General features: G+C 61.2%; 23 protein-coding genes and 1 pseudogene. 20 read left to right on the top strand and 4 right to left on the bottom strand.

All coding sequences use genetic code 11. From position 1 onward, the window contains the following. Nucleotides 1-273: 273 nt before the first annotated feature. Nucleotides 274-1,095 (bottom strand): SDR family oxidoreductase, encoded by an 822-nt coding sequence (locus NKG60_RS08795; RefSeq protein WP_352974852.1) that lies wholly within the window; start codon nt 1,093-1,095, stop codon nt 274-276. Between the two features lie 215 nt (nt 1,096-1,310). Between NKG60_RS08795 and NKG60_RS08800 the strand changes: the two genes are divergently transcribed. The 6 genes from NKG60_RS08800 to NKG60_RS08825 all read left to right on the top strand — a co-directional run bounded on the left by NKG60_RS08800 (nt 1,311) and on the right by NKG60_RS08825 (nt 6,040). Then, nucleotides 1,311-2,345 carry a cysteine synthase A gene (locus NKG60_RS08800; protein ID WP_352666863.1) on the top strand — a complete coding sequence of 345 codons (1,035 nt, stop codon included), beginning with the start codon at nt 1,311-1,313 and terminating at the stop codon, nt 2,343-2,345. Next, nucleotides 2,345-3,088, top strand: coding sequence for an alanyl-tRNA editing protein (locus NKG60_RS08805; RefSeq protein ID WP_352867489.1), 744 nt, complete (start codon nt 2,345-2,347; stop codon nt 3,086-3,088). The genes NKG60_RS08800 and NKG60_RS08805 overlap by 1 nt, the downstream gene beginning before the upstream one ends. Nucleotides 3,089-3,123: 35 nt before the next feature. Then, nucleotides 3,124-3,975 (top strand): 3-mercaptopyruvate sulfurtransferase, encoded by an 852-nt coding sequence (sseA, locus tag NKG60_RS08810; RefSeq protein ID WP_352666859.1) that lies wholly within the window; start codon nt 3,124-3,126, stop codon nt 3,973-3,975. A 5-nt stretch (nt 3,976-3,980) separates the two neighbouring features. Continuing rightward, entirely contained in the window at nt 3,981-4,544 is a 564-nt protein-coding gene (locus NKG60_RS08815; RefSeq protein ID WP_352448953.1) for a GNAT family N-acetyltransferase, read from the top strand. A 145-nt stretch (nt 4,545-4,689) separates the two neighbouring features. After that, nucleotides 4,690-5,496 (top strand): 4-hydroxy-tetrahydrodipicolinate reductase, encoded by an 807-nt coding sequence (dapB, locus tag NKG60_RS08820; RefSeq protein WP_352666856.1) that lies wholly within the window; start codon nt 4,690-4,692, stop codon nt 5,494-5,496. Nucleotides 5,497-5,572: 76 nt separating this feature from the next. Beyond that, the gene (locus NKG60_RS08825) at nt 5,573-6,040 is read left to right on the top strand and encodes a DUF1203 domain-containing protein (protein WP_352666854.1); all 468 of its coding nucleotides are present in this window, start codon (nt 5,573-5,575) and stop codon (nt 6,038-6,040) included. Between the two features lie 249 nt (nt 6,041-6,289). On the opposite strand, the gene ald is transcribed toward NKG60_RS08825, so the two are convergent. Continuing rightward, nucleotides 6,290-7,405: an alanine dehydrogenase gene (gene ald, locus NKG60_RS08830; protein WP_352974855.1), complete on the bottom strand. Its 1,116-nt coding sequence runs from the start codon at nt 7,403-7,405 to the stop codon at nt 6,290-6,292. A gap of 158 nt (nt 7,406-7,563) precedes the next feature. Here ald and NKG60_RS08835 point away from each other — a divergent pair, with 158 nt between their 5' ends. Beyond that, complete coding sequence (locus tag NKG60_RS08835) at nt 7,564-8,037, top strand: Lrp/AsnC family transcriptional regulator (protein WP_023675099.1); 474 nt, start codon at nt 7,564-7,566, stop codon at nt 8,035-8,037. Nucleotides 8,038-8,050: 13 nt separating this feature from the next. Here the strand turns inward: NKG60_RS08835 and NKG60_RS08840 are convergent, their stop codons facing one another. Further along, nucleotides 8,051-8,707, bottom strand: a complete 657-nt coding sequence (locus NKG60_RS08840) for a 5-formyltetrahydrofolate cyclo-ligase (RefSeq protein WP_352666851.1) — start codon at nt 8,705-8,707, stop codon at nt 8,051-8,053. A gap of 180 nt (nt 8,708-8,887) precedes the next feature. On the opposite strand from NKG60_RS08840, the gene NKG60_RS08845 reads away from it, so the two are divergent. Both NKG60_RS08845 and NKG60_RS08850 read left to right on the top strand, forming a co-directional pair. Then, complete coding sequence (locus NKG60_RS08845) at nt 8,888-10,153, top strand: NAD(P)/FAD-dependent oxidoreductase (protein WP_352666849.1); 1,266 nt, start codon at nt 8,888-8,890, stop codon at nt 10,151-10,153. Nucleotides 10,154-10,284: 131 nt separating this feature from the next. After that, the gene (locus NKG60_RS08850; protein ID WP_352666847.1) at nt 10,285-12,264 is read left to right on the top strand and encodes a bifunctional 2',3'-cyclic-nucleotide 2'-phosphodiesterase/3'-nucleotidase; all 1,980 of its coding nucleotides are present in this window, start codon (nt 10,285-10,287) and stop codon (nt 12,262-12,264) included. 237 nt (nt 12,265-12,501) lie between these two features. Here NKG60_RS08850 and NKG60_RS08855 read toward each other — a convergent pair. After that, a pseudogene (locus NKG60_RS08855) lies at nt 12,502-12,837 on the bottom strand (glycerophosphodiester phosphodiesterase family protein); the annotation flags it as partial. Nucleotides 12,838-12,997: 160 nt separating this feature from the next. On the opposite strand from NKG60_RS08855, the gene NKG60_RS08860 reads away from it, so the two are divergent. From NKG60_RS08860 to NKG60_RS08910, 11 genes are all read left to right on the top strand, one after another. Beyond that, a complete protein-coding gene (locus NKG60_RS08860; RefSeq protein WP_352974856.1) occupies nt 12,998-13,132 on the top strand; it encodes a hypothetical protein in 135 nt (44 codons plus the stop codon). A 103-nt stretch (nt 13,133-13,235) separates the two neighbouring features. Beyond that, entirely contained in the window at nt 13,236-13,523 is a 288-nt protein-coding gene (locus NKG60_RS08865; protein WP_352666844.1) for a Dabb family protein, read from the top strand. Between the two features lie 96 nt (nt 13,524-13,619). Next, nucleotides 13,620-14,507, top strand: coding sequence for a VOC family protein (locus NKG60_RS08870; RefSeq protein WP_352666842.1), 888 nt, complete (start codon nt 13,620-13,622; stop codon nt 14,505-14,507). Continuing rightward, complete coding sequence (gene kdsA / locus NKG60_RS08875; RefSeq protein WP_352666840.1) at nt 14,504-15,355, top strand: 3-deoxy-8-phosphooctulonate synthase; 852 nt, start codon at nt 14,504-14,506, stop codon at nt 15,353-15,355. Before NKG60_RS08870 ends, kdsA begins: the two co-directional genes overlap by 4 nt. Nucleotides 15,356-15,477: 122 nt before the next feature. Next, nucleotides 15,478-15,843, top strand: coding sequence for a PRC-barrel domain-containing protein (locus NKG60_RS08880; RefSeq protein ID WP_023675091.1), 366 nt, complete (start codon nt 15,478-15,480; stop codon nt 15,841-15,843). 402 nt (nt 15,844-16,245) lie between these two features. Continuing rightward, on the top strand, nt 16,246-17,520 hold the full coding sequence (eno, locus tag NKG60_RS08885) for a phosphopyruvate hydratase (RefSeq protein ID WP_352666837.1): 1,275 nt from the start codon (nt 16,246-16,248) through the stop codon (nt 17,518-17,520). Between the two features lie 135 nt (nt 17,521-17,655). Next, nucleotides 17,656-17,976: an FtsB family cell division protein gene (locus tag NKG60_RS08890; protein ID WP_292655325.1), complete on the top strand. Its 321-nt coding sequence runs from the start codon at nt 17,656-17,658 to the stop codon at nt 17,974-17,976. Nucleotides 17,977-18,147: 171 nt separating this feature from the next. Then, complete coding sequence (pdhA, locus tag NKG60_RS08895; RefSeq protein ID WP_352491368.1) at nt 18,148-19,188, top strand: pyruvate dehydrogenase (acetyl-transferring) E1 component subunit alpha; 1,041 nt, start codon at nt 18,148-18,150, stop codon at nt 19,186-19,188. 15 nt (nt 19,189-19,203) lie between these two features. Then, the gene (locus NKG60_RS08900) at nt 19,204-20,610 is read left to right on the top strand and encodes a pyruvate dehydrogenase complex E1 component subunit beta (protein ID WP_352666833.1); all 1,407 of its coding nucleotides are present in this window, start codon (nt 19,204-19,206) and stop codon (nt 20,608-20,610) included. A 4-nt stretch (nt 20,611-20,614) separates the two neighbouring features. After that, the gene (locus tag NKG60_RS08905) at nt 20,615-20,908 is read left to right on the top strand and encodes a DUF5076 domain-containing protein (protein ID WP_036262673.1); all 294 of its coding nucleotides are present in this window, start codon (nt 20,615-20,617) and stop codon (nt 20,906-20,908) included. Between the two features lie 9 nt (nt 20,909-20,917). After that, nucleotides 20,918-22,294: a pyruvate dehydrogenase complex dihydrolipoamide acetyltransferase gene (locus NKG60_RS08910; RefSeq protein ID WP_352666830.1), complete on the top strand. Its 1,377-nt coding sequence runs from the start codon at nt 20,918-20,920 to the stop codon at nt 22,292-22,294. Nucleotides 22,295-22,299 lie beyond the last annotated feature (5 nt).

Consider the following 22,299-nt stretch of genomic DNA (forward strand, 5'->3'; position numbering starts at 1 on the left):
CCCCCCCCCCTTACAAACAATATCCTTTTGCGGGGCCGGGTTTTTTTTTAAAACCACACGTCGCGTGGGTTGTTTTTTAACTTTTAAATCGGGCCCCCGGTGCTTGGCGCGGGTCCCCCTCTTGCTTGAGGCCTTTGGTTCACTTTACCACCGCCTCGATCCACACGACGATCCGCTACGCGAGGAAAGCCGTGGTCGACGGCGACAGCGCGTCGCCGGCAATGACGTGGCGCCACAGCGACCGCAAACATGATCGTCGCTCCATCCTGGATCCTACTCGACCGGTGGCTTGCGGTCGAAATTCAGCGGCCGCGCATTCCAGCGGGTGACCGTGCTGATCACCCATCGGCAGAACGGCCTCGGCAGCATCCTGAGCAGCTTCAGCGTCCAGCTCAGGCGGCGTGGGAAAGTGACTTCGAAGCCGCCGTATTCGATGCCATGCGCGATGCGGCGCGAGGCCAGATTGACCGGCATCAAGCCCGGCATCGGCAGGAAGTTCTTTTCGGTCAGCCGCGTGTCGACAAAGCCCGGATTAATCACCTGGATGCGGACGTTCATCTTGTCGAAATCGTATTTCAGCGACTCGGCCAGGATATTGACTGCCGCCTTGGTGCCGCCATAGGCGGCGGTGGTCGGCCAGCCGAAATAGGCGGTGACCGAACCGATCAGTACGACATGGCCGCGCGAGCGTACGCGCATGCGTTCGATGACGGGCACCAGGCCATTGATGATGCCGAAATAATTGACCTCGAAAGACCGACGGAAATTGTGCGCCACAAGATCCTCGCCCGGCGTTGCGATATAGCTTCCAGCGTTGAACACTGCCAACACGATCGGACCGAGATCTTTCTCGATCGCTGCAACCGTCTTCGCCATACGTTTTTCGTCGGTCACGTCGCAAGGATAGGCCGCGACACGGCCCGCCATCTGCGCCGTTTCGACGATGAGCGTATCGATCGGATGATCATCTGGCGCAGTCACCGCGACGACATAGCCCCGAGCGGCAAGATCCTTGGTCAGCGAACGGCCGATACCGCTGCTGCCGCCCGTAATCCAGGCGACGCCATGCTTCGGATTGGCCCGATAGAGTGTCATGCTGCGCCCCGCCGGCTCTTCTTAGCTTGTGCTCTAACGGTGAAGAAATCGAATGAAAAGAGTGCTTTTCGGTACATGGTTGAAATGAATACCGGCCGGGCGCGCCTGGCTGCAGGAATTGCAGTGTGCGAAATGCGACTGGACCAGGCAAATTCTTGCCTTGAAACCGAAGCTTCGGGTTTCTAGGGTTTCGCCGCACCCACAAAGGAATCTCCATGCCCCGTTCTGTGATCGACGTGATCGGCAACACGCCCCTGATCCGCCTCAACAAGGCCTCGGAAGCAACCGGCTGCGAGATCCTGGGGAAGGCCGAATTCATGAATCCCGGGCAGTCGGTAAAGGACCGCGCCGGCCTGTTTATCATCCGCGATGCGGAGCAGCGCGGGCTGCTGCGGCCCGGCGGCGTCATCGTCGAGGGGACGGCTGGAAATACCGGCATCGGATTGACACTGGTTGCCAAGGCGCTCGGCTACCGCACGGTGATCGTCATTCCCGACACCCAGAGCCAGGAGAAGAAGGATACGATCAAACTGCTCGGTGCCGAGCTGATCGAAGTGCCCGCCGTGCCTTACAAGAACCCGAACAACTACGTGAAGCTGTCGGGCCGGCTGGCCGAGCAGATGGCGAAGAGCGAGCCGAACGGCGCGATCTGGGCCAACCAGTTCGACAATGTCGCCAACCGTGACGGCCATATCCGCACCACGGCCGAAGAAATCTGGAACCAGACCGACGGCAAGGTGGATGGTTTCGTGTCGGCGGTCGGTTCCGGCGGCACTCTGGCAGGCGTCGGTTTCGGGCTGAAGGCCAAAAACAACGAGGTCAAGATCGCGCTGGCCGATCCGCTGGGGGCAGCGCTCTATTCCTTCTACACCAGCGGCGAGCTGAAATCCGAGGGCAGTTCGATCACCGAAGGCATCGGGCAGGGGCGGATCACCGCCAACCTCCAAGGCTTTACACCCGATTTTGCCTTCCAGATCCCCGACGAGGACGCGCTGCCGATCGTATTCGACCTGATCCAGGAGGAGGGGCTTTGCGTTGGCGGTTCGACGGGCATCAACATTGCCGGCGCCATTCGCCTGGCGCGCGAGCTAGGCCCCGGCCACACCATCGTGACCATGCTTTGCGACTACGGCACGCGCTACCAGTCGAAGCTGTTCAATCCTGAATTCCTGCGCGAAAAGAAGCTGCCGGTGCCGGGCTGGATGGAGCAACAGAGCACGATTTCGGTACCGTTCGAAAGGGTTGCGTGATGGCGCACAAGACCGAGGCGTTATTTCGTGACGACGCCTATCTGGGGACGGCCGACGCCACCGTCGTCGCAGTCAACGATCGCGGCGGCATCATTCTGGACCGGACGGTGTTTTACGCCACATCGGGCGGGCAGCCAGGCGACACCGGCAGCCTCGAACGCGCCGACGGCACCGGCATAGCGATTGCCGCTACGATCACCGGCGAAACCAAGGACGAGATCATCCATGTGCCGGCGCCGGAGCAGACAGTTCCAAAGGTGGGCGAGCGCCTAAGGCTCGCCATCGACTGGCCGCGGCGGCAGTTGCTGATGCGCATGCATTCTGCCTGCCACCTGCTTACCGTCGTCTGTCCATTCCCGATCACCGGCGCCGCGGTTTCCGAGGACGACAGCCGTATCGATTTCGACATCCCGGACGCCGGCTTTACCAAGGAAGACGTGACGGCCAGACTGATGGAGCTGGTGCGAGCCGACCACCCGATCTTCACCCGGCTCATTTCCGACGAGGAACTGGCATCCAATCCGGGCCTGGTGAAATCCAAGAATGTGCGCCCTCCGGCCGGCACGGGAAAGATCCGATTGGTCTGCATCGGCGAGAACGCTTCGATCGACAGCCAGCCTTGCGGCGGCACCCATGTAAAGAGCACCGGCGAAATCGGCGAGATCCATATCGGCAAGATCGAGAAGAAGGGCCGCGAGAACCGGCGCTTCCGCATTCGCTTTGGTCCTATGCCGCCAGCCTGATATAGGACTGCGACAGGCGGGACAGGAGAGAAAAGATGGCCGACGACAGTCCTTTCACCATCGATGCCGATTGGTTGCAGAAGCGGCTCGGCGAGCCCGGCCTGACGATCGTCGACGCGTCCTGGTATCTGCCGGCGCAAAAGCGTGACGCGCGCGCCGAGTATGACGCAGCGCATATTCCAGGGGCCGGCTTCCTCGACCAGGATGCGGTTTCGGACCCCGACGCGGCTCTGCCGCATACGCTGCCGTCGCCGCAGCATTTCGCGCAATATGTCGGCGCGATGGGTATTTCGGCCGATGACACGATTGTTGTCTACGACGGGCCAGGGTTCTTTTCTGCACCGCGCGCCTGGTGGTTGTTTCGCGTCATGGGCGTGTTCCAGGTCTATATACTCGACGGCGGCTTCGATCGTTGGAAAGCCGCCGGACGGCCGGTGACGGCGGAGCCGACGAAGATCGCGCCTTGCGTGTTTTATGCCAACTTCGATGCCGCCCGCGTCGCCAGCCTTGCCGACATGCGCCGGATCGTCGAGACGGGGGAAAGCCAGATCGCCGACGCGCGCTCGCCTGGCCGTTTTGCCGGCACCGAGCCGGAGCCGCGCCCCGGCATCCGCTCCGGCCATATGCCGGGCGCGCACAACGTGCCGTTTTCGGCGCTTTCGGATAACGGCGAATTGTTGCCCAAGGACAGGCTGCGTAAAGTGATCGAGGACGCCGGCATCGACCTGTCGAAGCCGGTCGTCACCTCCTGCGGGTCGGGCGTCACCGCGGCAGCCATCACGCTGGCTTTGGAGACGCTTGGCCATGCCGATAACAGGCTTTATGACGGTTCATGGACCGAATGGGGCGGGCTTTCCGACACGCCCGTCGTGACGGACAAGGACTGACAGTGATGGAAGACGGATCGCTGGAAGACATCGACGTCACCGTGACGTTTCTCGAAATGCATGTGCCGCCTGCCTATTCGCCGCCGCTGCCGTACAACCGCCAGATCGCGCTGCTCAAGACCAAAGACATTCCGCTGCATTTCTACCGCTATTTGATGGATCGGGTGGGCCGCAAATGGCACTGGGTCAATGTGCTGAGGCTGAGCGATGAGGAGCTTGCGGCGGGCATCCACCGCGAGGATCGCGATATCAGGGTGCTTTATCTGGATGGTGCGCCGGCCGGCTTCTTCGATCTCAAGCCGCATTTGCCGGAGGAAGTCGAACTCGCTTATTTCGGAATGATGGAGCACGCGACCGGGCAAGGCATCGGCCGCTGGTTCCTCGGTGCGGCGATCGCCGCAGCCTGGTCGCACGGGCCAAAGCGGGTGACCGTGCAGACCTGCACCCTCGATCACCCAGCGGCACTGCCGCTCTATCAAAAACTCGGCTTTACGCCAGTGGCGCAAAAAAAGGAGGTCGTACATCCAATGTCTTTTGCCGAGCGGGCGGCCAGCGTCATGCGGCCTTGATTTTTTCAGGCCCGTTCATCCAAGCTTCAGCTTGTCGTTGCCACGTCCCAGGGTCTCTGGATCAACACTCAAAGGCGGACCCGACTTGAATGAGCTTGGCTCTTTCCATATCGCTATCGTCTAAAAACCGATGGAGGATCGCACGATGGCAATACGCGTGGTAATGGCCGGCGCGACCGGCTGGGTCGGCAAGGCGCTGGTTCCGGCGATCGGAGCGCAAGGCGACATGGCGCTGGCCGGGGCTGTGTCACGCAGCGGCGCGGGGCAGGATTCCGGCCTGCTGGTTGGCATGCCGGCTAATGGTATCACCGTTTCGGCCACGCTGGCCGAGGCGCTGGAGGCGCCGTCGGACGTGCTGGTCGACTTCACCAAGCCGCATGTCGTGAAAGACCATGTGCTGCTCGCCATCGACAAGGGACGGCACACGGTGATCGGCACGTCGGGACTGGGTGCTGCCGACTATGCCGAGATCGACGCCGCGGCGCGCGCCAAAGGCGTCGGCGTCGTTGCCGCCGGCAACTTTTCCATCACCGCCACGCTGATGAAGCGGTTTGCACTTATGGCGGCAAAATACGTGCCGGATGTCGAGGTCATCGATTATGCCAGTGCAAAGAAGCCCGACGCGCCCTCCGGTACCGCACGGGAGCTTGCTGAGGCGCTGGCCGACATCCGCAAGGCCTCAACGGCAAAGCCGGTCTCCGAGGTCTCTGGCGTGCCCGCTACACGCGGTGGTGCGGTCGGCGCAGGCGAGGGGGTGCAAGTGCACGCGCTTCGCCTGCCGTCCTACATCCTGTCCTGCGAGGCGCTGTTCGGCCTGCCAGACGAGCGGCTGACCATCCGCCACGACGCTGGTTCGTCCGCGGCGCCTTATGTGGCGGGCACGCTGCTCGCCATCAGACGGGTACAGCAGATCAAAGGTCTGGTTCGTGGTCTCGACGCGCTGATGGATTGATCCGTTTCGGCAGGAATCGGGTGGGAAGCTCTGCATGGGAGGCATAATCTCCAGTCGAAACACCGGAGATTATGCCATGACGCTAAAATTCAAAGCCTTGCCAACCGATGCCGTCCGGGCACTTCAGCGCGGCGGGGCGGATGCTTATGGCCTTAAGCCAGAGCGGCAGATTTCGGACGGCGACGGCGTGCCTTGCCGTCACTGCCTGAAGAACGTTGCTACAGGAGAGGCCTATCTTGTTCTGGCGTATCGGCCTTTTCCGGAGCTGCAGCCTTATGCCGAAACCGGGCCGATCTTTCTTCATGCTGAAGAATGCGAACGCGCTGTCGAGGTTGAGTTGCTTCCCGAAATGCTCGAAAGCAGCGATTACATCGTGCGCGGTTATGGCAAGGACGACCGCATCGTTTACGGCAGCGGCGGCGTAATTCCGACCGACGCCATTGCCGCACGGGCAGAGACGTTGTTCGAACGCGACGACATCGCTTACGTCCACATCCGCTCGGCGCGCAACAATTGCTATCAGTGCCGGATCGACCGCGGGTAACCGGACAGGCTGCACCGGCTTGGGGCTGTCGTACTCCCGTCGCATACCGGCGGTAGAAAGAGACTGTCGATCGATTTGCCGACCGCGGATGAACCGGCGGGAATTTTCGACAACCGAGGAAGCGGGGCTTTGGCTCCGCTTTTTTGTTGTCCGGTCATTCCGCGCGCCTCGACACTTTTCAGTTTTTCGACATAAGAAAAAACCCGTCGGACGAATCCGACGGGCACTGGAGAGGCAGATTCGGACAGCTCAGGCGGCGAGAACGGCCTTCGGCTCGACCAGCTCGTAACCGAGCGCTTCGGCCACTGCGCGATTCGTGATCTTGCCCTTGTGGACGTTCAGCCCGTTGCGCAGATGGTGGTCGTCTACCAGCGCCTTGAGGCCCTTGTCGGCGAGCTGCAGGCCATAATGCAGCGTCGCATTGTTGAGCGCGTGGGCCGAGGTGACCGGCACCGCACCCGGCATGTTGGCGACGCAATAGTGGATGACGCCGTCAACCTCATAGGTCGGCTCGGCATGGGTCGTGGCGTGCGAGGTCTCGAAACAGCCGCCCTGGTCGATGGCGACGTCGACCAGCACGGCGCCTTTCTTCATGCCCGACAGCATTTCGCGCGTCACCAGCTTGGGTGCTGCTGCCCCCGGGATCAGCACGGCGCCGACGACGATGTCAGCCGAAAAACATTCTTCCTCCAGCGCCTCGACGGTCGAGTAGCGGGTGTGGACGCGGCCGCCAAAGATGTCGTCGAGCTGACGCAGGCGCGGGATCGAGCGGTCGATGATAGTGACGTCGGCGCCAAGGCCGGCCGCCATCCGTGCGGCATGCAGGCCGACGACGCCGCCGCCGAGCACAGTGACCTTGCCGGGCAGCACGCCGGGCACGCCGCCAAGTAGCACACCGCGGCCACCATTGGCCTTTTGCAGCGCCGTGGCGCCCGCCTGGATCGACAGGCGGCCGGCGACTTCCGACATCGGTGCTAGGAGCGGCAGGCCGCCGCGCTCGTCGGTGACGGTCTCGTAAGCTATTGCGGTCACGCCGGAGGCCAGCAGGCCCTTGGTCTGCTCCGGATCCGGAGCAAGATGCAGATAGGTATAGAGGATCTGGCCGTCGCGGAGCTGAACCCATTCGTTGGGCTGCGGCTCCTTGACCTTCACGATCATGTCCGACTTGGCAAACACGTCGGCGGCCGTCTTGGCAATCGTGGCGCCGGCGGCACGATACGCGTTGTCGTCGGCGCCGATGCCGGCGCCCGCGCCGGGCTCGACCAGCACTTCATGGCCATGCGCGACATATTCGCGGACCGAACCGGGTGTCAGGCCGACGCGGTATTCATGGTTCTTGATTTCCCGGGGGCAACCGACGCGCATTTTTTTCTCCTGATCCGCCCCCTTTTTGGGGCTGTTCCCTGTCTAGAGATAGTGAACCACGAATCGCTCGGTAGGTGTTTGCGAATGCGCTTGCCTGAGAGGCCACTGTTCGATAATCGTTGCGCAAAACATTAGAATTGTCGCAGGAACCCGCAAAAATGCCGCTCGACAGGATTGATATCGCCATTCTCGAGACATTGCAGAAAGACGGGCGGATACCGAACGCAGCGCTCGCCGAGAAGGTTGGCCTGTCGCAGTCGGCCTGTTCGCGGCGACTGGACAATCTGGAAAAATCCGGAACCATCCGCGGCTATCATGCCCGGCTTTCCAATGCTGCACTTGGGCACCAGATGACGGCGATCGTGCATATATCGCTGTCCGGGCAATTCGAGAAGACGTTGTCGGATTTCGAGGCGGCGATAAAGCGCTGCCCGAACGTCCTGTCCTGCCATTTGATGTCGGGCGAATATGACTACATCCTGCGCATCGCGGCAAAGGATCTCGTCGACTACGAACGTATCCACAAGGAGTGGCTGTCGGCAATGCCGCATGTGACGAAGATCAATTCGTCTTTTGCCTTGCGCGAAATCGTCGATCGCACGGCCGTGGGAATGAAGCCTGAACTCGCCTAGGCCCCGAACTCGCCTAGGTGTTGAATGCCTCGGTCACCACACGGTCCATCGGAATGTCGTGCGGCTGCGGGTAGATGGTGGCGATCCGCTGCACTTCGTAGCCGACGCCGATGACCAGCGGTTTGAAGGGCATAGCCGCAAGCGTGCGATCGAAGAAACCGCCGCCATAACCCAGGCGAAACTGCCCGGGATCGATGCCGACAATCGGCGAAATGACGATGTCAGGCAGCACCGGATCGCCCTCGGCCGGTATCGGGATATTCCAGACGCCCTTCTCCAGCCGGTCTCCGTGGGTATAGGCGCGAAAGACAAGCGGCCGGTCTTTCTCCACGACGACGGGCAACGCCGTGCGCCCGCCCCGCGCGTTAACGGTTTCCATCCACGGGCGCAGGTCCGGCTCGCCGCGAAACGGCCAATAGAGGCTGACCATGCGGCCGGCGACGTCGCCGATCACCGCGTCGAGCCCTTCGGCAATGCGCTGCGACATGGCTGCGCGCGTGTCGGCTGAAACGGCAAGGCGGGATGCGATCAACCGCTCGCGCTCGGCCTTGCGCCAGCGCTTTACGTCGGTCCAGTCGGATAGCGGCGCTTGGAACTCCGGGTCGAGCTCGTGCATAAAACAAGGCGGCGAGGCGTACTGCGCTGAGCCTTCGTCTTCATCCCTAGCCATGCTTCACCTGCAATATACAGTTCCAACCAAGTCGTATCCTGGACGTAGGCTATATCCGGGAATGAGCCTGCAGCATGCGTATTCACGACATCAAGAGACGAGTCCCAGGCAGTTGCAGCGCAGCCATTGCTGCACTGCACAACGATACTTACATCAGTCTTGGCGAGAGGGATGAGTGAGATGAACACAGCCAACCATCACGTCGTCGTCGTAGGTGCCGGTTTCGGCGGCCTCGAGTTCACCCGCGCACTTGCCGGCGCACCGGTGCGCATCACCATGATCGACAGGCGCAATCATCACCTTTTTCAGCCGCTGCTCTACCAGGTGGCGACGACGGCGCTGGCCACCTCCGAAGTGGCCTGGCCGATCCGCCATCTCCTGCGCAGGCGCAATGATGTGACGACGCTGCTTGCGACTGTGACTGGCATCGACCGCACCGGCAAGCGGGTGCTGCTGCAGGACGGCGGCACGGTCGCTTACGACACGCTGGTGCTGGCCACCGGCGCGCGGCACGCCTATTTCGGCCATGACGAATGGGAGCCATTCGCCCCGGGCCTGAAGACGCTGGAGGACGCCACCACCATTCGACGGCGTATTCTTTTGGCTTTCGAGGAGGCCGAGCGGGAAACCGATCCCGCCAAGCGCCAGGCATTGCTGACGCTGGCGATCGTCGGCGGCGGGCCGACCGGCGTGGAACTGGCCGGCACCATTGCCGAACTGGCACACGACACCCTGCGCGGCGAGTTCCGCAACATCGACACGCGGCAGACGCGTGTGGTGCTGATTGAGGCCGGCGAACGCATCCTTGCCAATTTCGCGCCGGAACTCTCCGATTATGCCACGAAGGCGCTCGAGCGGCTCGGCGTGACCGTCGAACTCGGCAGGGCGGTTACGCGCTGCGATGCCGAGGGTGTCGTCTTCGGCGACACACATTTGCCGGCCAGGACAATCCTGTGGGCGGCGGGCGTCGCCGCTTCGCCGGCCGCCGAATGGCTCGGCGCGGCAGCGGACCGCGCGGGCAGGGTGCTTGTCGAACCCGACCTGAGTGTGCCGGGAAACCCGGAGATTTTCGTCATCGGTGACGCAGCGCACGTCCTGCGGCCGGATGGCCGGCTGGTGCCGGGCGTCGCGCCCGCCGCCAAGCAACAGGGACGGCACGTCGCCGCGACGATCAGGGCAAGGCTTGCCGGTGACGCGACACCGCGTCCTTTCAGCTACAGGCATGACGGCGATTTGGCGACGATAGGCAAACGCGCGGCGGCCATCGATTTCGGCTGGATCAAGCTTACCGGCCGGCTTGCCTGGTGGTTATGGGGCTTGGCGCATATCTACTTCCTGATCGGCTTTCGTAACCGGCTTGCGGTTTCCCTGAGCTGGCTATGGATCTACTTCACCGGTCAGCGCAGCGCTCGGCTGATCACCCAGGGTGACGACGATAAGGGCTGATTGTTCGCTGCCGGACATTCATCGGCGCGTCACCTCCTCTTGATGGAATCGGCTTCTGGACTCGGCTGGATTTCGGCGCGAAGCTTTGCTTCGGGCAGGACCTGTCACGTCGTGGAAGAAAGAGAAAACGAATGTCCCAATTGCGCCACCTCGTCTCACGCCGCGATTTCCTCGCCGGCGTCGCCGCCAGCGGAGCGCTGATCATGCTACACCCGTTCTCCGCCCGGGCTCAAGCCAATCAGGCGCATCTTAGGATTATGGAGACGACCGACATCCACGTGAACGTGCTGCCTTACGACTACTACGCCGACAAAGCCAACGACACGATGGGGCTGTCGCGAACGGCATCATTGATTGAAGCCGTGCGCAAGGAAGCAACCAACGCGATGCTGATCGATAATGGCGACCTTCTGCAAGGCAACCCGATGGGCGACTACATCGCCTACGAGAGGGGGATGAAGGATGGCGATCTGCATCCGGTCATGAAGGGCATGAACCTGCTCGGCTACGAATGCTCGACGCTCGGCAACCACGAGTTCAACTACGGCCTGTCGTTCATGGACAAGGTGCTGGCCGGTGCTAATTTCCCGTTCGTCTGCGCGAATTTGATCCGCGGCACGGAGCTTGCCGCGAACCCGCGCGACGACAAGCTCTATCTCAAGCCTTACGTCATCCTCGACAGGAAGATCAAGGACGGATCGGGCGCCGAGCAGCCTATCAGGATCGGCATCATCGGCTTCGTGCCGCCGCAGATCATGGTCTGGGACCTGAAAAATCTCGAAGGCAGCGTCAAGACGCGCGACATCGTCGAGGCGGCCAAAGCGTGGGTGCCGCAGATGAAGGAAGAAGGCGCCGACATCGTCATTGCACTCTCCCATTCAGGCATCGACGTGAAGCAAAGCGACATGATGGAGAATGCCTCCTTCTTCGTTGCCGGTGTCGAAGGTATCGATGCGGTGTTTACCGGTCACCAGCATCTGGTCTTCCCTGGCAAGAAGGACTTTCAGTCGCTGGACGCCGTCGATCCGGCGAAAGGCACGTTGCAAGGCAAGCCCGCCGTCATGGCCGGCTTCTGGGGCTCGCATATGGGGCTGATCGATCTGTTGCTGGAGCGCGACGGATCGACGTGGAAAATCGTCTCGGCGACCTCTGAGGCCAGGCCTATCTTTGAGCGAGTCGACAAGACGAACAAGCCGACCGTCGCGGACGACCAGCGCATCGTCGACGGGCTCAAACAGGACCACGAGGCGACGCTTGCCTATGTGCGCCGGCCGGTCGGCAAAACCTCGGCGCCGCTCTATTCCTATTTTGCCCTGGTCGCTGACGATCCGTCGGTGCAGATCGTCAGCCAGGCGCAGACTTGGTACTTGAAGGACATCCTGAAGAACACCGAGTGGAAGGATATGCCGCTGCTGTCGGCGGCGGCACCGTTCAAGGCGGGCGGGCGCAACGGCGCCGACTATTACACCGACGTATCGGTGGGCGATATCGCCATCAAGAACGTCGCCGACCTCTACCTCTATCCAAACACGGTGCGCGCCGTCGAAATCACGGGAGCAGAGGTGAAGGAATGGCTGGAAATGTCGGCCGGCATCTTCAACCGGATCGAACCGGGAAAAGCCGACCAGGCGCTCATCAACACTGACTTCCCATCCTATAATTTCGACGTAATCGACGGGGTCACTTACAAGATCGATCTGTCGCAGCCACCGAAATATGATTCGAAGGGCGGGCTGGTTAACGCCGGCTCGAACCGCATCATTGACTTGATGTTCAACGGCAAACCAATTGATCCAAAACGGAAATTCGTCGTCGCCACCAACAACTACCGGGCCGGCGGCGGCGGCAATTTCCCGGAGATCAATGCCTCGAAAATCATCTACGAAGCGCCCGACACCAACCGCGACGTGATCGTGCGCTATATCGTCAGCAAAGGCACCATCAACCCGTCGGCGGACGCCAACTGGTCGTTTGCGCCACTACCGGGAACCAGCGTCGTATTCGAGACCGGCGCCAAGGCGAAGGATTTCATTGCGCAAGTGAAGTCGCTGAAGATCGAGCCGGCGGGCGAGGGCGAAGCAGGCTTTGCAAAATACCGCATCACTCTTTGAGGATTTGAGCGTCGGCTCGAAACTGTCTCAGCGCTAAGATACTGTCCCGATATGGCCAATCCATTTGAGACAGGTGCCTCTTCAAACAGGTGGTCCGAAACGCCGCTTGACGGCAGGCATGACCAGATCCAGCGCGTCTGTCGAAATCCCACCGGAATAATCGTCCGGCAGTTGGTCGATCGAGGCGGGGTCGTCGAGGCCTTGTGAAAAGCCGCCGCCGGAATAGGGACCGAGCAGGTTGGTACGACAATCCAGCGTCCAATCGTGGAAGACGGCGAACTTGCCGTCCGTAGTGGGATGGACATCGAGTTCGAGCGCATCCGCACCGAGCGCGAAAGCGGCTTCCATCGACGGTATCGTGTTTTCGAGGAAGGAATGGCGCGGCGTCAGCATGCGAGCGGCCGTGCATGTTTCCGATCCGAGGTTCGTACGGTCGAAATCCTGAGCCAGGCCGCGATGGGCAAGCACCGAAGGGGTGCCGGCCGGCCGGCTCGACAGCAGTGAGGTGTTGTTGAGCCAGACGCCGCCTGCAGAAACAAGAATTGCAACGAGGGAGATCGTTCGTTTGCGCATGGTATGATTCCCATTGACCGTCATGGCCGCATCCTGCGTCGCGATCGGACTTTTTGACGGCGGCAGAGCAGATCAAAAGGCGGCTAAGATTCCCGTGGAGGGTCCCCAGCAGCGTTGGAATCGCTATGGTTGCAACCGTCCATATGCGCTAGTTTCAGTCATGCGTCATGTCATCGTCATCACGACTGTCACCTTTTTCCTGATCTGGGACGGCATTTACAACCAAGGCCGCTACCTCGACAGGACGGTCAGGGAGGTGACCCGCATCGTGCACTATGTAACCAGCATGGTGTAGTTTCTCTTCGTTGCTACGGTTCGCAGACGCGACAAACCTGCCGATTGACGGCACGCTGCCGCTGACACAAAAGAACGCCGGTCCAACGGTCGAGGAGGCTGGGTTGATCCGGCATATCGTTTTCTTCAGCGCACGGCATAAAGCGGATGTCGAGGTAGTGCGCACGGGCCTCCTGGCGCTTGGCAAGATACCTCATTCGCGTCATTTCGAGGTAACGCTCAACACCAAGGTCGACCCGCTTTCGGATGAGATCGATGTGGTCGTCTATGCCGAGTTCGAGGACGAAGCGGCGCTCGCCGCCTACAAGGCGCATCCGCTCTATGCAGAGACAACCAGCCGGGTCAAACCTCTGCGCGAATTGCGTTATTCGGCCGACATCGTTGCAAGTTGACGAGCCGCCGTCCCCTACGGGCTGAGGTGGTCTTGCCGCTGAGGCGTCAGCCAAGCCCTTGAACCATTGTCAGGAATGAGGCACATCGCGCGGGACATGACCGAGAACACCCCCGCAAGGCCTCGTCCGCTCGATCACCTGGTGCTGCCGACAGCGAGCCTCGATGTTGCGCGGGCGCGCTTGACCTCGCTCGGCTTTACCGTTGCGCCGACAGGTATCCACCCTTTCGGAACGGAAAACTGCTGTGTCTTTCTCACCGACGGTACCTATCTCGAGCCGCTCGCGGTCGCTGACCGGCAGGCCGTGGCAACGGCGATCGCGAACCGCAATGTCTTTGTCGCGCGTGATCGCGCGTATCGCGAAGAAAACGGCGATGAAGGATTTTCTGCCGTGGCGCTGGGCACCGAAAGCGCCGCCGCGGACCACGCGCGCTACATGGAAGCCGGTCTGTCGGCGGGAGACGCGCTAAGCTTTTCGCGCGCCTTCACCGATGCGGCGGGAAAGAGCGACACCGCATCGTTCAAACTGGCCTTCGCGGCTACAGGCAAGACAACGGACGCTTTTCTCTTCGCCTGCGAGCGGATCAATGCGCCGAACCTCGACCGCACTGCGTTGCAGGCCCACGCTAATAGCGCAACCGGCATTGTCGAAGTCGTGGCAGTCAGTGGCGAACCTTTCGAACAACGCAATGTGATTTTGATCGCAGCCAGAATCGAGGCTCAGGGCGGCGGCACTGTCTATGAGCTGCCGAATGCCGTCGTGACCGTTCTGGATCCTGCAGCCTATTCGGCACGCTTCGGCATTCCTGCCGGCGCACCATCTGAACTCCGCTTTGCTGGGATCGTCTTTTCGATTAGGCACGGCGATGCCGTCGCCAAGCTGCTTGCAGCCAATTCCGTCGAACATCACATGCGCGGCGGTGATATCATCGTGCCGCCGGCGCCAGGGCAGGGCGCAGCCTTCATTTTCCGGGAGATCGCATGAACAAGCTCAATCCACTGATGCCGAACTCTTCCGTTGCGGTCGGCAAGGTCATTTTCGGCAACAGCGCGCCCCTGTCGCTGATCGCCGGTCCATGCCAGCTGGAATCGCGGCAGCACGCTTTCGACATGGCCGGTGCGCTAAAGGAACTGACCGAAAGGCTCGGCATTGGGCTCGTCTACAAGACCAGTTACGACAAGGCCAATCGCACCTCGCTTGGCGGCACGCGCGGTGCGGGACTTGAAGCGGCAATGCCGATCTTCGACGATTTGCGCAAGAATTTTTCGCTGCCGATCCTGACTGACGTCCATACCGAGGAACAATGCGCGATCGTCGCGCCGCATGTTGATATCCTGCAGATTCCTGCCTTCCTTAGCCGGCAGACCGATTTGCTGATTGCTGCGGCAAGAACCGGCAAGGTGGTCAATGTGAAGAAGGGGCAATTCCTCGCGCCGTGGGACATGAAGAACGTCGTCGCCAAGATCATCGGCTCCGGCAACGCCAATGTCTTGGTCACCGAGCGCGGCGCATCCTTTGGTTACAACACCCTGGTGTCCGACATGCGGGCGCTGCCGATCATAGCCGAGATCGGCGCGCCGGTGATTTTCGATGCCACCCATTCCGTGCAGCAGCCGGGTGGGCAGGGCGGTTCGTCTGGAGGTGACCGGCGCTTTGTCGAGACGCTGGCGCGCGCGGCCGTCGCGGTTGGCGTCGCCGGCGTCTTCATCGAGACGCACCAGGACCCCGACAACGCGCCTTCCGACGGTCCCAACATGGTGCCGCTGAAGGATCTTCCCGCATTGCTTGAACGGCTGATGGCGTTCGATCGCATTGCCAAAAGCGTGGGTTGAACCAGCAGTTGCGCCACAGCAGCGCGGCCAAGAAAACTTTGAAGAATTTCGAACCCGCCTGGAACCTTAGCCCGCGGCCCTCATTGTCAAAATCTAATGTCAACGACGACGAGGAGCACACCATGACGACCCAGACGGGACACACCGAAGCCATCGCCGCTTCGCGGGTTATCGGCACATCGGTCTACAATACGGAAGGCACTCATATCGGCGACATCGAGGACGTCATGCTCGACAAATTGTCGAACGGAATCATGTTTGCCGTGATCGGTTTTGGCGGATTTCTCGGAATCGGCGAGAAATACCATGCCATTCCGTGGGCGAGCCTTGACTATGATGAGAACAAGGGCGGCTATGTCGTGCCGTTCACCAAAGACCAGCTGATGGCCGCTCCTTCCTATTCGATCAACGAGCTGACCGGCGCCGACGGCGAGGCCGCACGTGACGCCTCATACAACTACTACAAGGTCGAGCCTTACTGGCACTGACCTTACTGGCACTGACTAGTCTCCTGGAATCAAAAAGGCCCCCGGGAAAACGGGGGCCTTTCGATGTGGCGGGATGCTACTGCGCAGTCTGCAGGGTCGGCAAAGGCGACGATCCCTGCGGGGGTTGCTGATTGTCGCACGACGTCAGGAACGCAGCCGCGATCAGGAACAAACTCACAATACCGCTCAACTGGGACATGGCGAAACTCCTCCTGTTTCGCCCCGCGCGACAACAGCCATAAACCAGAAACCGGCATGCCGCGTATGACAAATGATGACAGCGCTTCGTGCTTCGTGAATCCCGTAGCGCGCGGGCAATATTTGCAAGTGCCCCGATTGCGTTTTGCGGCACTTTGGCTAAGAGGTGCGCGACGCTTCAATCGATCAATCGGGGACATCGCAATGACGGCCATCATCGACATTGTCGGGCGTGAAATCCTGGACAGCCGCGGAAATCCGACCGTCGAGGTCGACGTCGTGCTCGAAGACGGCTCGATGGGTCGCGCCGCGGTGCCGTCTGGTGCCTCGACCGGCGCGCATGAGGCGGTCGAACTGCGCGATGGCGGCCCCCGCTATCTCGGCAAGGGCGTGCTGACAGCGGTCGAGGCGGTGAACGGCGAGCTGTTCGAGGCGATCGGCGGCATGGAGGCAGAGAATCAGATCCATATCGATCAGACCATGATCGAACTCGATGGTACGCCCAACAAGAGCCGGCTCGGCGCCAATGCCATCCTCGGCGTGTCGCTGGCGGTGGCCAAGGCCGCGGCCGAAGCGGCCGACCTGCCGCTCTACCGTTATGTCGGCGGCACCAAGGCCCATGTGCTGCCGGTGCCTATGATGAACATCATCAATGGCGGCGCGCATGCCGACAACCCGATCGATTTCCAGGAATTCATGATCCTGCCGATCGGCGCGCCGACGCTGCGCGACGGCGTGCGCTGGGGCTCGGAGATCTTTCATACGCTGCGAAAGAAGCTGAAGGACGCCGGCCACAACACTAATGTCGGGGACGAGGGCGGCTTTGCCCCCAACCTGAAGAGCGCGCCGGCCGCGCTCGACTTCATCATGGAATCGATCGAGCAGGCTGGCTTCAAGCCCGGCGAGGAGGTTGCGCTAGGCCTCGACTGCGCGGCGACCGAATTCTTCAAGGATGGCAACTACGTCTATGAAGGCGAGAGGAAAACCCGCGACCCGAAGGCGCAGGCCAGATATCTGGCCAAGCTTGCTGCCGACTACCCGATCATCACCATTGAGGACGGCCTGGCGGAGGATGACTGGGACGGTTGGAAAATACTGACCGATCTCATCGGCAAGCAAACGCAGCTGGTTGGCGACGATCTGTTCGTCACCAACACGGCGCGGCTGCGCGACGGCATCCGCATGGGTGTCGCCAATTCGATCCTGGTCAAGGTCAACCAGATCGGCTCGCTTACCGAAACGCTCGACGCCGTCGAGACCGCGCACAAGGCCGGCTATACCGCGGTGATGTCGCACCGCTCGGGCGAGACCGAGGATTCGACCATCGCCGACCTCGCCGTTGCCACCAATTGCGGGCAGATCAAGACGGGCTCGCTGTCACGCTCGGATCGCATGGCCAAGTACAACCAGCTCATCCGCATCGAGGAGGAGCTCGGCAAGCAGGCGCGATATGCCGGCAAGTCCATCGTGAAAAGCTAATTTTCGAGAGAAAATCCGCGGCGGCGAGGGCGGGGACATTCCCGCCCTTTTTTGCTTCCTGGCTCTGAATCCAACGGTCTGTAACCGTCCATTAAGCACAATCGGGCGACAAAGGCGGCGTAGAGGATTCGGACCATGTGGACACGCCAGCACAAGCAAAGAAACACCGGCCGGCTGATCATCCCCTCGCTCTGCGTGGTGTTCCTGACTTATTTCGGCTTCCATGCCTATCATGGCGAGTTCGGCATCTATTCCAAGTATCAGCTCGAAGCCGAGACTGCCGAATTGCAGGGCAGGCTCGATGCCGTCAAGGCGCGCCGGATCGACCTCGAGCGCCGCGTTCAGCTGATGCATGAGGGCACGCTGGAGAAGGACATGCTGGACGAGCAGGCGCGCAAGGCACTTAATCTGTCGCACGCCGACGAGATCACCATCATGCTGCCGGTCGCAAGATAACCTGATCTCAGTTAATCAGCGATATTTGCAATGATTTTAATTGCTTAGATGCATGACAGCCATGCGTTTTCGGCATGGCGAAAGCCTTCCCTGCATGTTAGCCTGCCTCAAATCGGTGGGAGAACTGATCTCCCTCGCTGTCCGCTAAGAGACGCCAACAGGGAGTGATGCATGGCCACCGCCACCAGAAGAGCGCCTGCCAAATCCAAATCCGACGGCAAAACGCCGGGCCTTTCCACCCCAAAGCCTGTTGAGTTCACCAAGGACCAGGAGCTTGCCGCCTACCGGCACATGCTGCTCATCCGCCGCTTCGAGGAAAAGGCCGGCCAGCTTTACGGCATGGGCTTCATCGGCGGTTTCTGCCACCTCTACATCGGCCAGGAAGCGGTCGTTACCGGCATGAAGATGGCGCTGATCGATGGCGACCAGATGATCACCGCCTATCGCGACCATGGTCATATGCTGGCCATGGAGTTGTCGCCGCGCGGCGTCATGGCCGAACTGACCGGGCGCCGTAGCGGCCTGTCCAGGGGCAAGGGCGGCTCGATGCACATGTTCTCCAAGGAGAAGCATTTTTACGGCGGCCACGGCATCGTCGGCGCGCAAGTGTCGCTCGGCACCGGCATTGCCTTCGCCAACCGTTATCGCGGCAACAACAATGTGACGCTGACCTATTTCGGCGATGGCGCCGCGAACCAGGGCCAGGTCTACGAAAGCTTCAACATGGCCTCGCTGTGGAAGCTTCCGGTGATCTACATCATCGAGAACAACCGCTACGCCATGGGCACCTCGGTCTCGCGCTCTTCGGCCGAGACGGATTTCTCGCACCGCGGCGCCTCCTTCAAGATTCCAGGCATCCAGGTCGACGGCATGGATGTGCGCGCCGTGAAGGCCGCCGGCGACCTCGCCGCCGAATGGTGCCGCGCCGGCAATGGGCCGCTCATTCTCGAAATGCAGACCTATCGTTACCGCGGCCATTCGATGTCGGATCCGGCAAAATACCGCTCCAAGGAAGAAGTGCAGAAAATGCGCTCCGAACGTGACCCGATCGAACAGGTCAAAGCGCGGCTGCTCGATAAGAAATGGGCAAGTGAGGACGAACTCAAGGCCATCGACAAGGAAGTCCGCGACGTTGTCGCCGACGCCGCAGAATTTGCCCAGAACGACGCGGAGCCGGATCCGTCCGAGCTCTGGACCGACATCGTACTTTAACGAGAGGGCAAGGACATGCCGATCGAAATTCTCATGCCCGCCCTCTCGCCGACCATGGAAGAGGGTAATGTTTCCAAATGGTTGAAGAAAGAAGGTGATAAGGTCGTAGCCGGTGACGCCATTGCCGAGATCGAGACCGACAAGGCAACGATGGAAGTCGAAGCCGTGGACGACGGCACGCTTGCCAAGATCGTGGTTCCTGCCGGCACCGAGGGTGTCAAGGTCAACACGCTGATCGCTGTGCTGGCCGTCGATGGCGAAGACATCGACGAGGCAGGCGAAGGCATCGGCGAGGAGGCTATCAAGTCGCAAGCGGAAGCGCCCGCTGCCGCTCCGCCCCCCGCTGCTGCTCCGGCCAAGAACGAAGCGGCAGCGCCTGTTGCCGCCGCGCCCAAGCTGGAAATTGCCGCCGATCCGGACATCCCGGCCGGCACCGAAATGGTCTCGACCACAGTGCGTGAAGCCTTGCGCGATGCAATGGCGGAGGAAATGCGCCGCGATGGCGATGTCTTTGTCATGGGCGAGGAAGTCGCCGAGTACCAGGGCGCCTACAAGATCACGCAAGGCCTGTTGCAAGAATTCGGTCCGCGGCGCGTGGTCGATACGCCGATCACAGAGCACGGCTTTGCCGGCGTTGGTGTTGGCGCGGCGATGGCCGGCCTGAGGCCGATCGTCGAATTCATGACCTTCAACTTCGCCATGCAGGCGATCGACCAGATCATCAATTCAGCCGCCAAGACGCTCTATATGTCCGGCGGCCAGATGGGCGCCCCGATCGTCTTTCGCGGCCCGAACGGCGCGGCTGCCCGCGTCGCCGCGCAGCATTCGCAATGCTATGCCGCCTGGTACAGCCATATTCCCGGCCTGAAGGTGGTGATGCCTTATACCGCCGCCGACGCCAAGGGTCTGCTCAAGGCGGCGATCCGCGACCCGAACCCGGTCATCTTCCTCGAAAACGAAATCCTTTACGGCCATTCCTTCGACGTGCCAAAGATGGACGATTTCGTGTTGCCGATCGGCAAGGCGCGCATTCACAAATCCGGCAAGGACGTGACCATCGTATCGTTCGGCATCGGCATGACCTACGCGATCAAGGCCGAGGCGGAGTTGCGCGGCATGGGCATCGATGCCGAGGTCATCGACTTGCGCACCATCCGCCCGCTCGACTTCGACACCATTATCGCCTCGGTCAAGAAGACCAATCGCCTGGTGGTGGTCGAGGAAGGCTTTCCGCAGAACTCGGTCGGCGACCATATCGCCAACCAGGTTTCGCAGCGCGCCTTCGATTTCCTCGACGCACCGGTCATCACCATAGCCGGCAAGGACGTGCCGATGCCCTATGCCGCGAATCTCGAAAAGCTGGCACTGCCCAATTTCGGCGAGGTCGTCGAGGCGGTCAAAGCCGTGACGTACCGGGGGTAACGAGATGTCGCGCGAACTAGAAGTTCCCGCGGTGGTCGTCGAGAATAGCGAATTCGATGAAATACTCCGCGTCTGGATTGGTTCGGACGCGGTCGTCACGATGCAAGACCTCTTTGGGCCAAACGCTCACAACTGGGGCATGGTGCTCGCTGATGTCGGCATGCACATAGCCAGGATGAGACTGGAACAAGATGGCATCCCTGAAATCGAGACGCTTCAGGCATTGGAAGAAGGCTACCGAGGTAGAATGTCGGAGCAGTTCAATATCCAGCACCGTTCGCTAACCGGGCGGAACTGAGGAGGAAAAATGCCGATCAACATCACCATGCCGGCGCTTTCGCCCACGATGGAAGAAGGCAACCTTTCCAAGTGGCTGGTCAAGGAAGGCGACAAGGTCTCGCCGGGAGACGTGATTGCCGAGATAGAGACCGACAAGGCAACGATGGAAGTCGAAGCCGTCGACGAAGGCACGGTCGCCAAGCTGGTGGTTCCGGCGGGCACTGAAGGCGTCAAGGTCAATGCGCTGATCGCGGTGTTGGCGGCCGAGGGCGAGGATGCTGCTTCTGCCGCGAAAAGCGGTGACGCCGCTACGCCGGCAAAGGCTGAGGTTCCGAAAGCGGACGTCTCCAAAGCTGAAACACCAAAGCCCGAAGCGCCGAAGCAGGAGCCTGCCGCACCTGCAGCCAAGGCGGAAGCGCCGCCTACCGCCAACGGCCATGCAAGCGGTGAGCGCATCTTCGCCTCGCCGCTGGCCCGGCGCATTGCCAGGGAAGCCGGCGTCGATGTCGCGGTGCTGACAGGCTCCGGCCCGCATGGTCGCGTGGTCAAGGCCGATGTCGATGCCGCAATTTCCAGTGGCGGCGCCAAGGCGGCACCAGCGGCAAAAGCGGCGCCCGCCGGCGCTCCGGCACCTGCGGCCGCAGCACCCAAAGCGATGTCGGACGAGCAGGTGCTCAAACTGTTTGCCGAAGGCTCCTACGAGCTGATCCCGCACGACAATATGCGCAAGACCATTGCGAGGCGGCTGGTCGAAGCCAAGACCACCATCCCGCATTTCTATCTGACGCTCGACTGCGAGCTCGACGCACTTCTAGCCCTGCGCACGCAGATCAATGCGGCCGCGCCGGTGAAGAAGACCGAGAAGGGCGAAACGCCGGCCTACAAGCTGTCGGTCAACGACATGGTCATCAAGGCTCTTGCCATGGCGCTGATGGCGGTTCCGGATGCCAATGCGTCGTGGACAGAAAACGCCATGATCAAGCACAAGCACGCCGATGTCGGCGTTGCCGTATCGATCCCCGGCGGCCTGATCACCCCGATCATCCGGCGTGCTGACGAAAAGACGATGTCAGTCATCTCCAACGAGATGAAGGATCTTGCCGGCCGCGCCCGCAGCCGCAAGCTGAAGCCGGAAGAATATCAGGGCGGCACCACGGCGGTGTCCAATCTCGGCATGTTCGGCATCAAGGATTTTTCTGCCGTCATCAACCCTCCGCATGCGACGATCCTGGCGGTCGGCGCCGGCGAGCAACGCGCAGTGGTGAAGAACGGCGAGATCAAGATCGCGACAATCATGTCGGTGACGCTGTCGACCGATCACCGCGCAGTCGACGGTGCGCTAGGCGCCGAGCTGCTCGTCGCCTTCAAGCGTATGATCGAAAATCCGATGGGCATGCTGGTCTAAGAGAG

It is taken from the genome of Mesorhizobium sp. M1428 (assembly GCF_040317515.1).
Lineage (GTDB): Bacteria > Pseudomonadota > Alphaproteobacteria > Rhizobiales > Rhizobiaceae > Mesorhizobium.

What these genes read in the sequence shown, in the direction of transcription:
- NKG60_RS08795 (WP_352974852.1), bottom strand. Translation starts at nt 1,095, where the DNA reads ATGACACTCTATCGGGCCAATCCGAAGCATGGCGTCGCCTGGATTACG.
- kdsA (WP_352666840.1), top strand. Translation starts at nt 14,504, where the DNA reads ATGAACAAGCTCAATCCACTGATGCCGAACTCTTCCGTTGCGGTCGGC.
- NKG60_RS08815 (WP_352448953.1), top strand. Translation starts at nt 3,981, where the DNA reads ATGGAAGACGGATCGCTGGAAGACATCGACGTCACCGTGACGTTTCTC.
- NKG60_RS08845 (WP_352666849.1), top strand. Translation starts at nt 8,888, where the DNA reads ATGAACACAGCCAACCATCACGTCGTCGTCGTAGGTGCCGGTTTCGGC.
- NKG60_RS08825 (WP_352666854.1), top strand. Translation starts at nt 5,573, where the DNA reads ATGACGCTAAAATTCAAAGCCTTGCCAACCGATGCCGTCCGGGCACTT.
- NKG60_RS08805 (WP_352867489.1), top strand. Translation starts at nt 2,345, where the DNA reads ATGGCGCACAAGACCGAGGCGTTATTTCGTGACGACGCCTATCTGGGG.
- NKG60_RS08905 (WP_036262673.1), top strand. Translation starts at nt 20,615, where the DNA reads ATGTCGCGCGAACTAGAAGTTCCCGCGGTGGTCGTCGAGAATAGCGAA.
- dapB (WP_352666856.1), top strand. Translation starts at nt 4,690, where the DNA reads ATGGCAATACGCGTGGTAATGGCCGGCGCGACCGGCTGGGTCGGCAAG.
- sseA (WP_352666859.1), top strand. Translation starts at nt 3,124, where the DNA reads ATGGCCGACGACAGTCCTTTCACCATCGATGCCGATTGGTTGCAGAAG.
- NKG60_RS08910 (WP_352666830.1), top strand. Translation starts at nt 20,918, where the DNA reads ATGCCGATCAACATCACCATGCCGGCGCTTTCGCCCACGATGGAAGAA.
- NKG60_RS08850 (WP_352666847.1), top strand. Translation starts at nt 10,285, where the DNA reads ATGTCCCAATTGCGCCACCTCGTCTCACGCCGCGATTTCCTCGCCGGC.
- NKG60_RS08870 (WP_352666842.1), top strand. Translation starts at nt 13,620, where the DNA reads ATGACCGAGAACACCCCCGCAAGGCCTCGTCCGCTCGATCACCTGGTG.
- ald (WP_352974855.1), bottom strand. Translation starts at nt 7,405, where the DNA reads ATGCGCGTCGGTTGCCCCCGGGAAATCAAGAACCATGAATACCGCGTC.
- NKG60_RS08880 (WP_023675091.1), top strand. Translation starts at nt 15,478, where the DNA reads ATGACGACCCAGACGGGACACACCGAAGCCATCGCCGCTTCGCGGGTT.
- NKG60_RS08860 (WP_352974856.1), top strand. Translation starts at nt 12,998, where the DNA reads ATGCGTCATGTCATCGTCATCACGACTGTCACCTTTTTCCTGATCTGG.
- NKG60_RS08840 (WP_352666851.1), bottom strand. Translation starts at nt 8,707, where the DNA reads ATGGCTAGGGATGAAGACGAAGGCTCAGCGCAGTACGCCTCGCCGCCT.
- NKG60_RS08800 (WP_352666863.1), top strand. Translation starts at nt 1,311, where the DNA reads ATGCCCCGTTCTGTGATCGACGTGATCGGCAACACGCCCCTGATCCGC.
- NKG60_RS08900 (WP_352666833.1), top strand. Translation starts at nt 19,204, where the DNA reads ATGCCGATCGAAATTCTCATGCCCGCCCTCTCGCCGACCATGGAAGAG.
- pdhA (WP_352491368.1), top strand. Translation starts at nt 18,148, where the DNA reads ATGGCCACCGCCACCAGAAGAGCGCCTGCCAAATCCAAATCCGACGGC.
- NKG60_RS08835 (WP_023675099.1), top strand. Translation starts at nt 7,564, where the DNA reads ATGCCGCTCGACAGGATTGATATCGCCATTCTCGAGACATTGCAGAAA.
- NKG60_RS08890 (WP_292655325.1), top strand. Translation starts at nt 17,656, where the DNA reads ATGTGGACACGCCAGCACAAGCAAAGAAACACCGGCCGGCTGATCATC.
- eno (WP_352666837.1), top strand. Translation starts at nt 16,246, where the DNA reads ATGACGGCCATCATCGACATTGTCGGGCGTGAAATCCTGGACAGCCGC.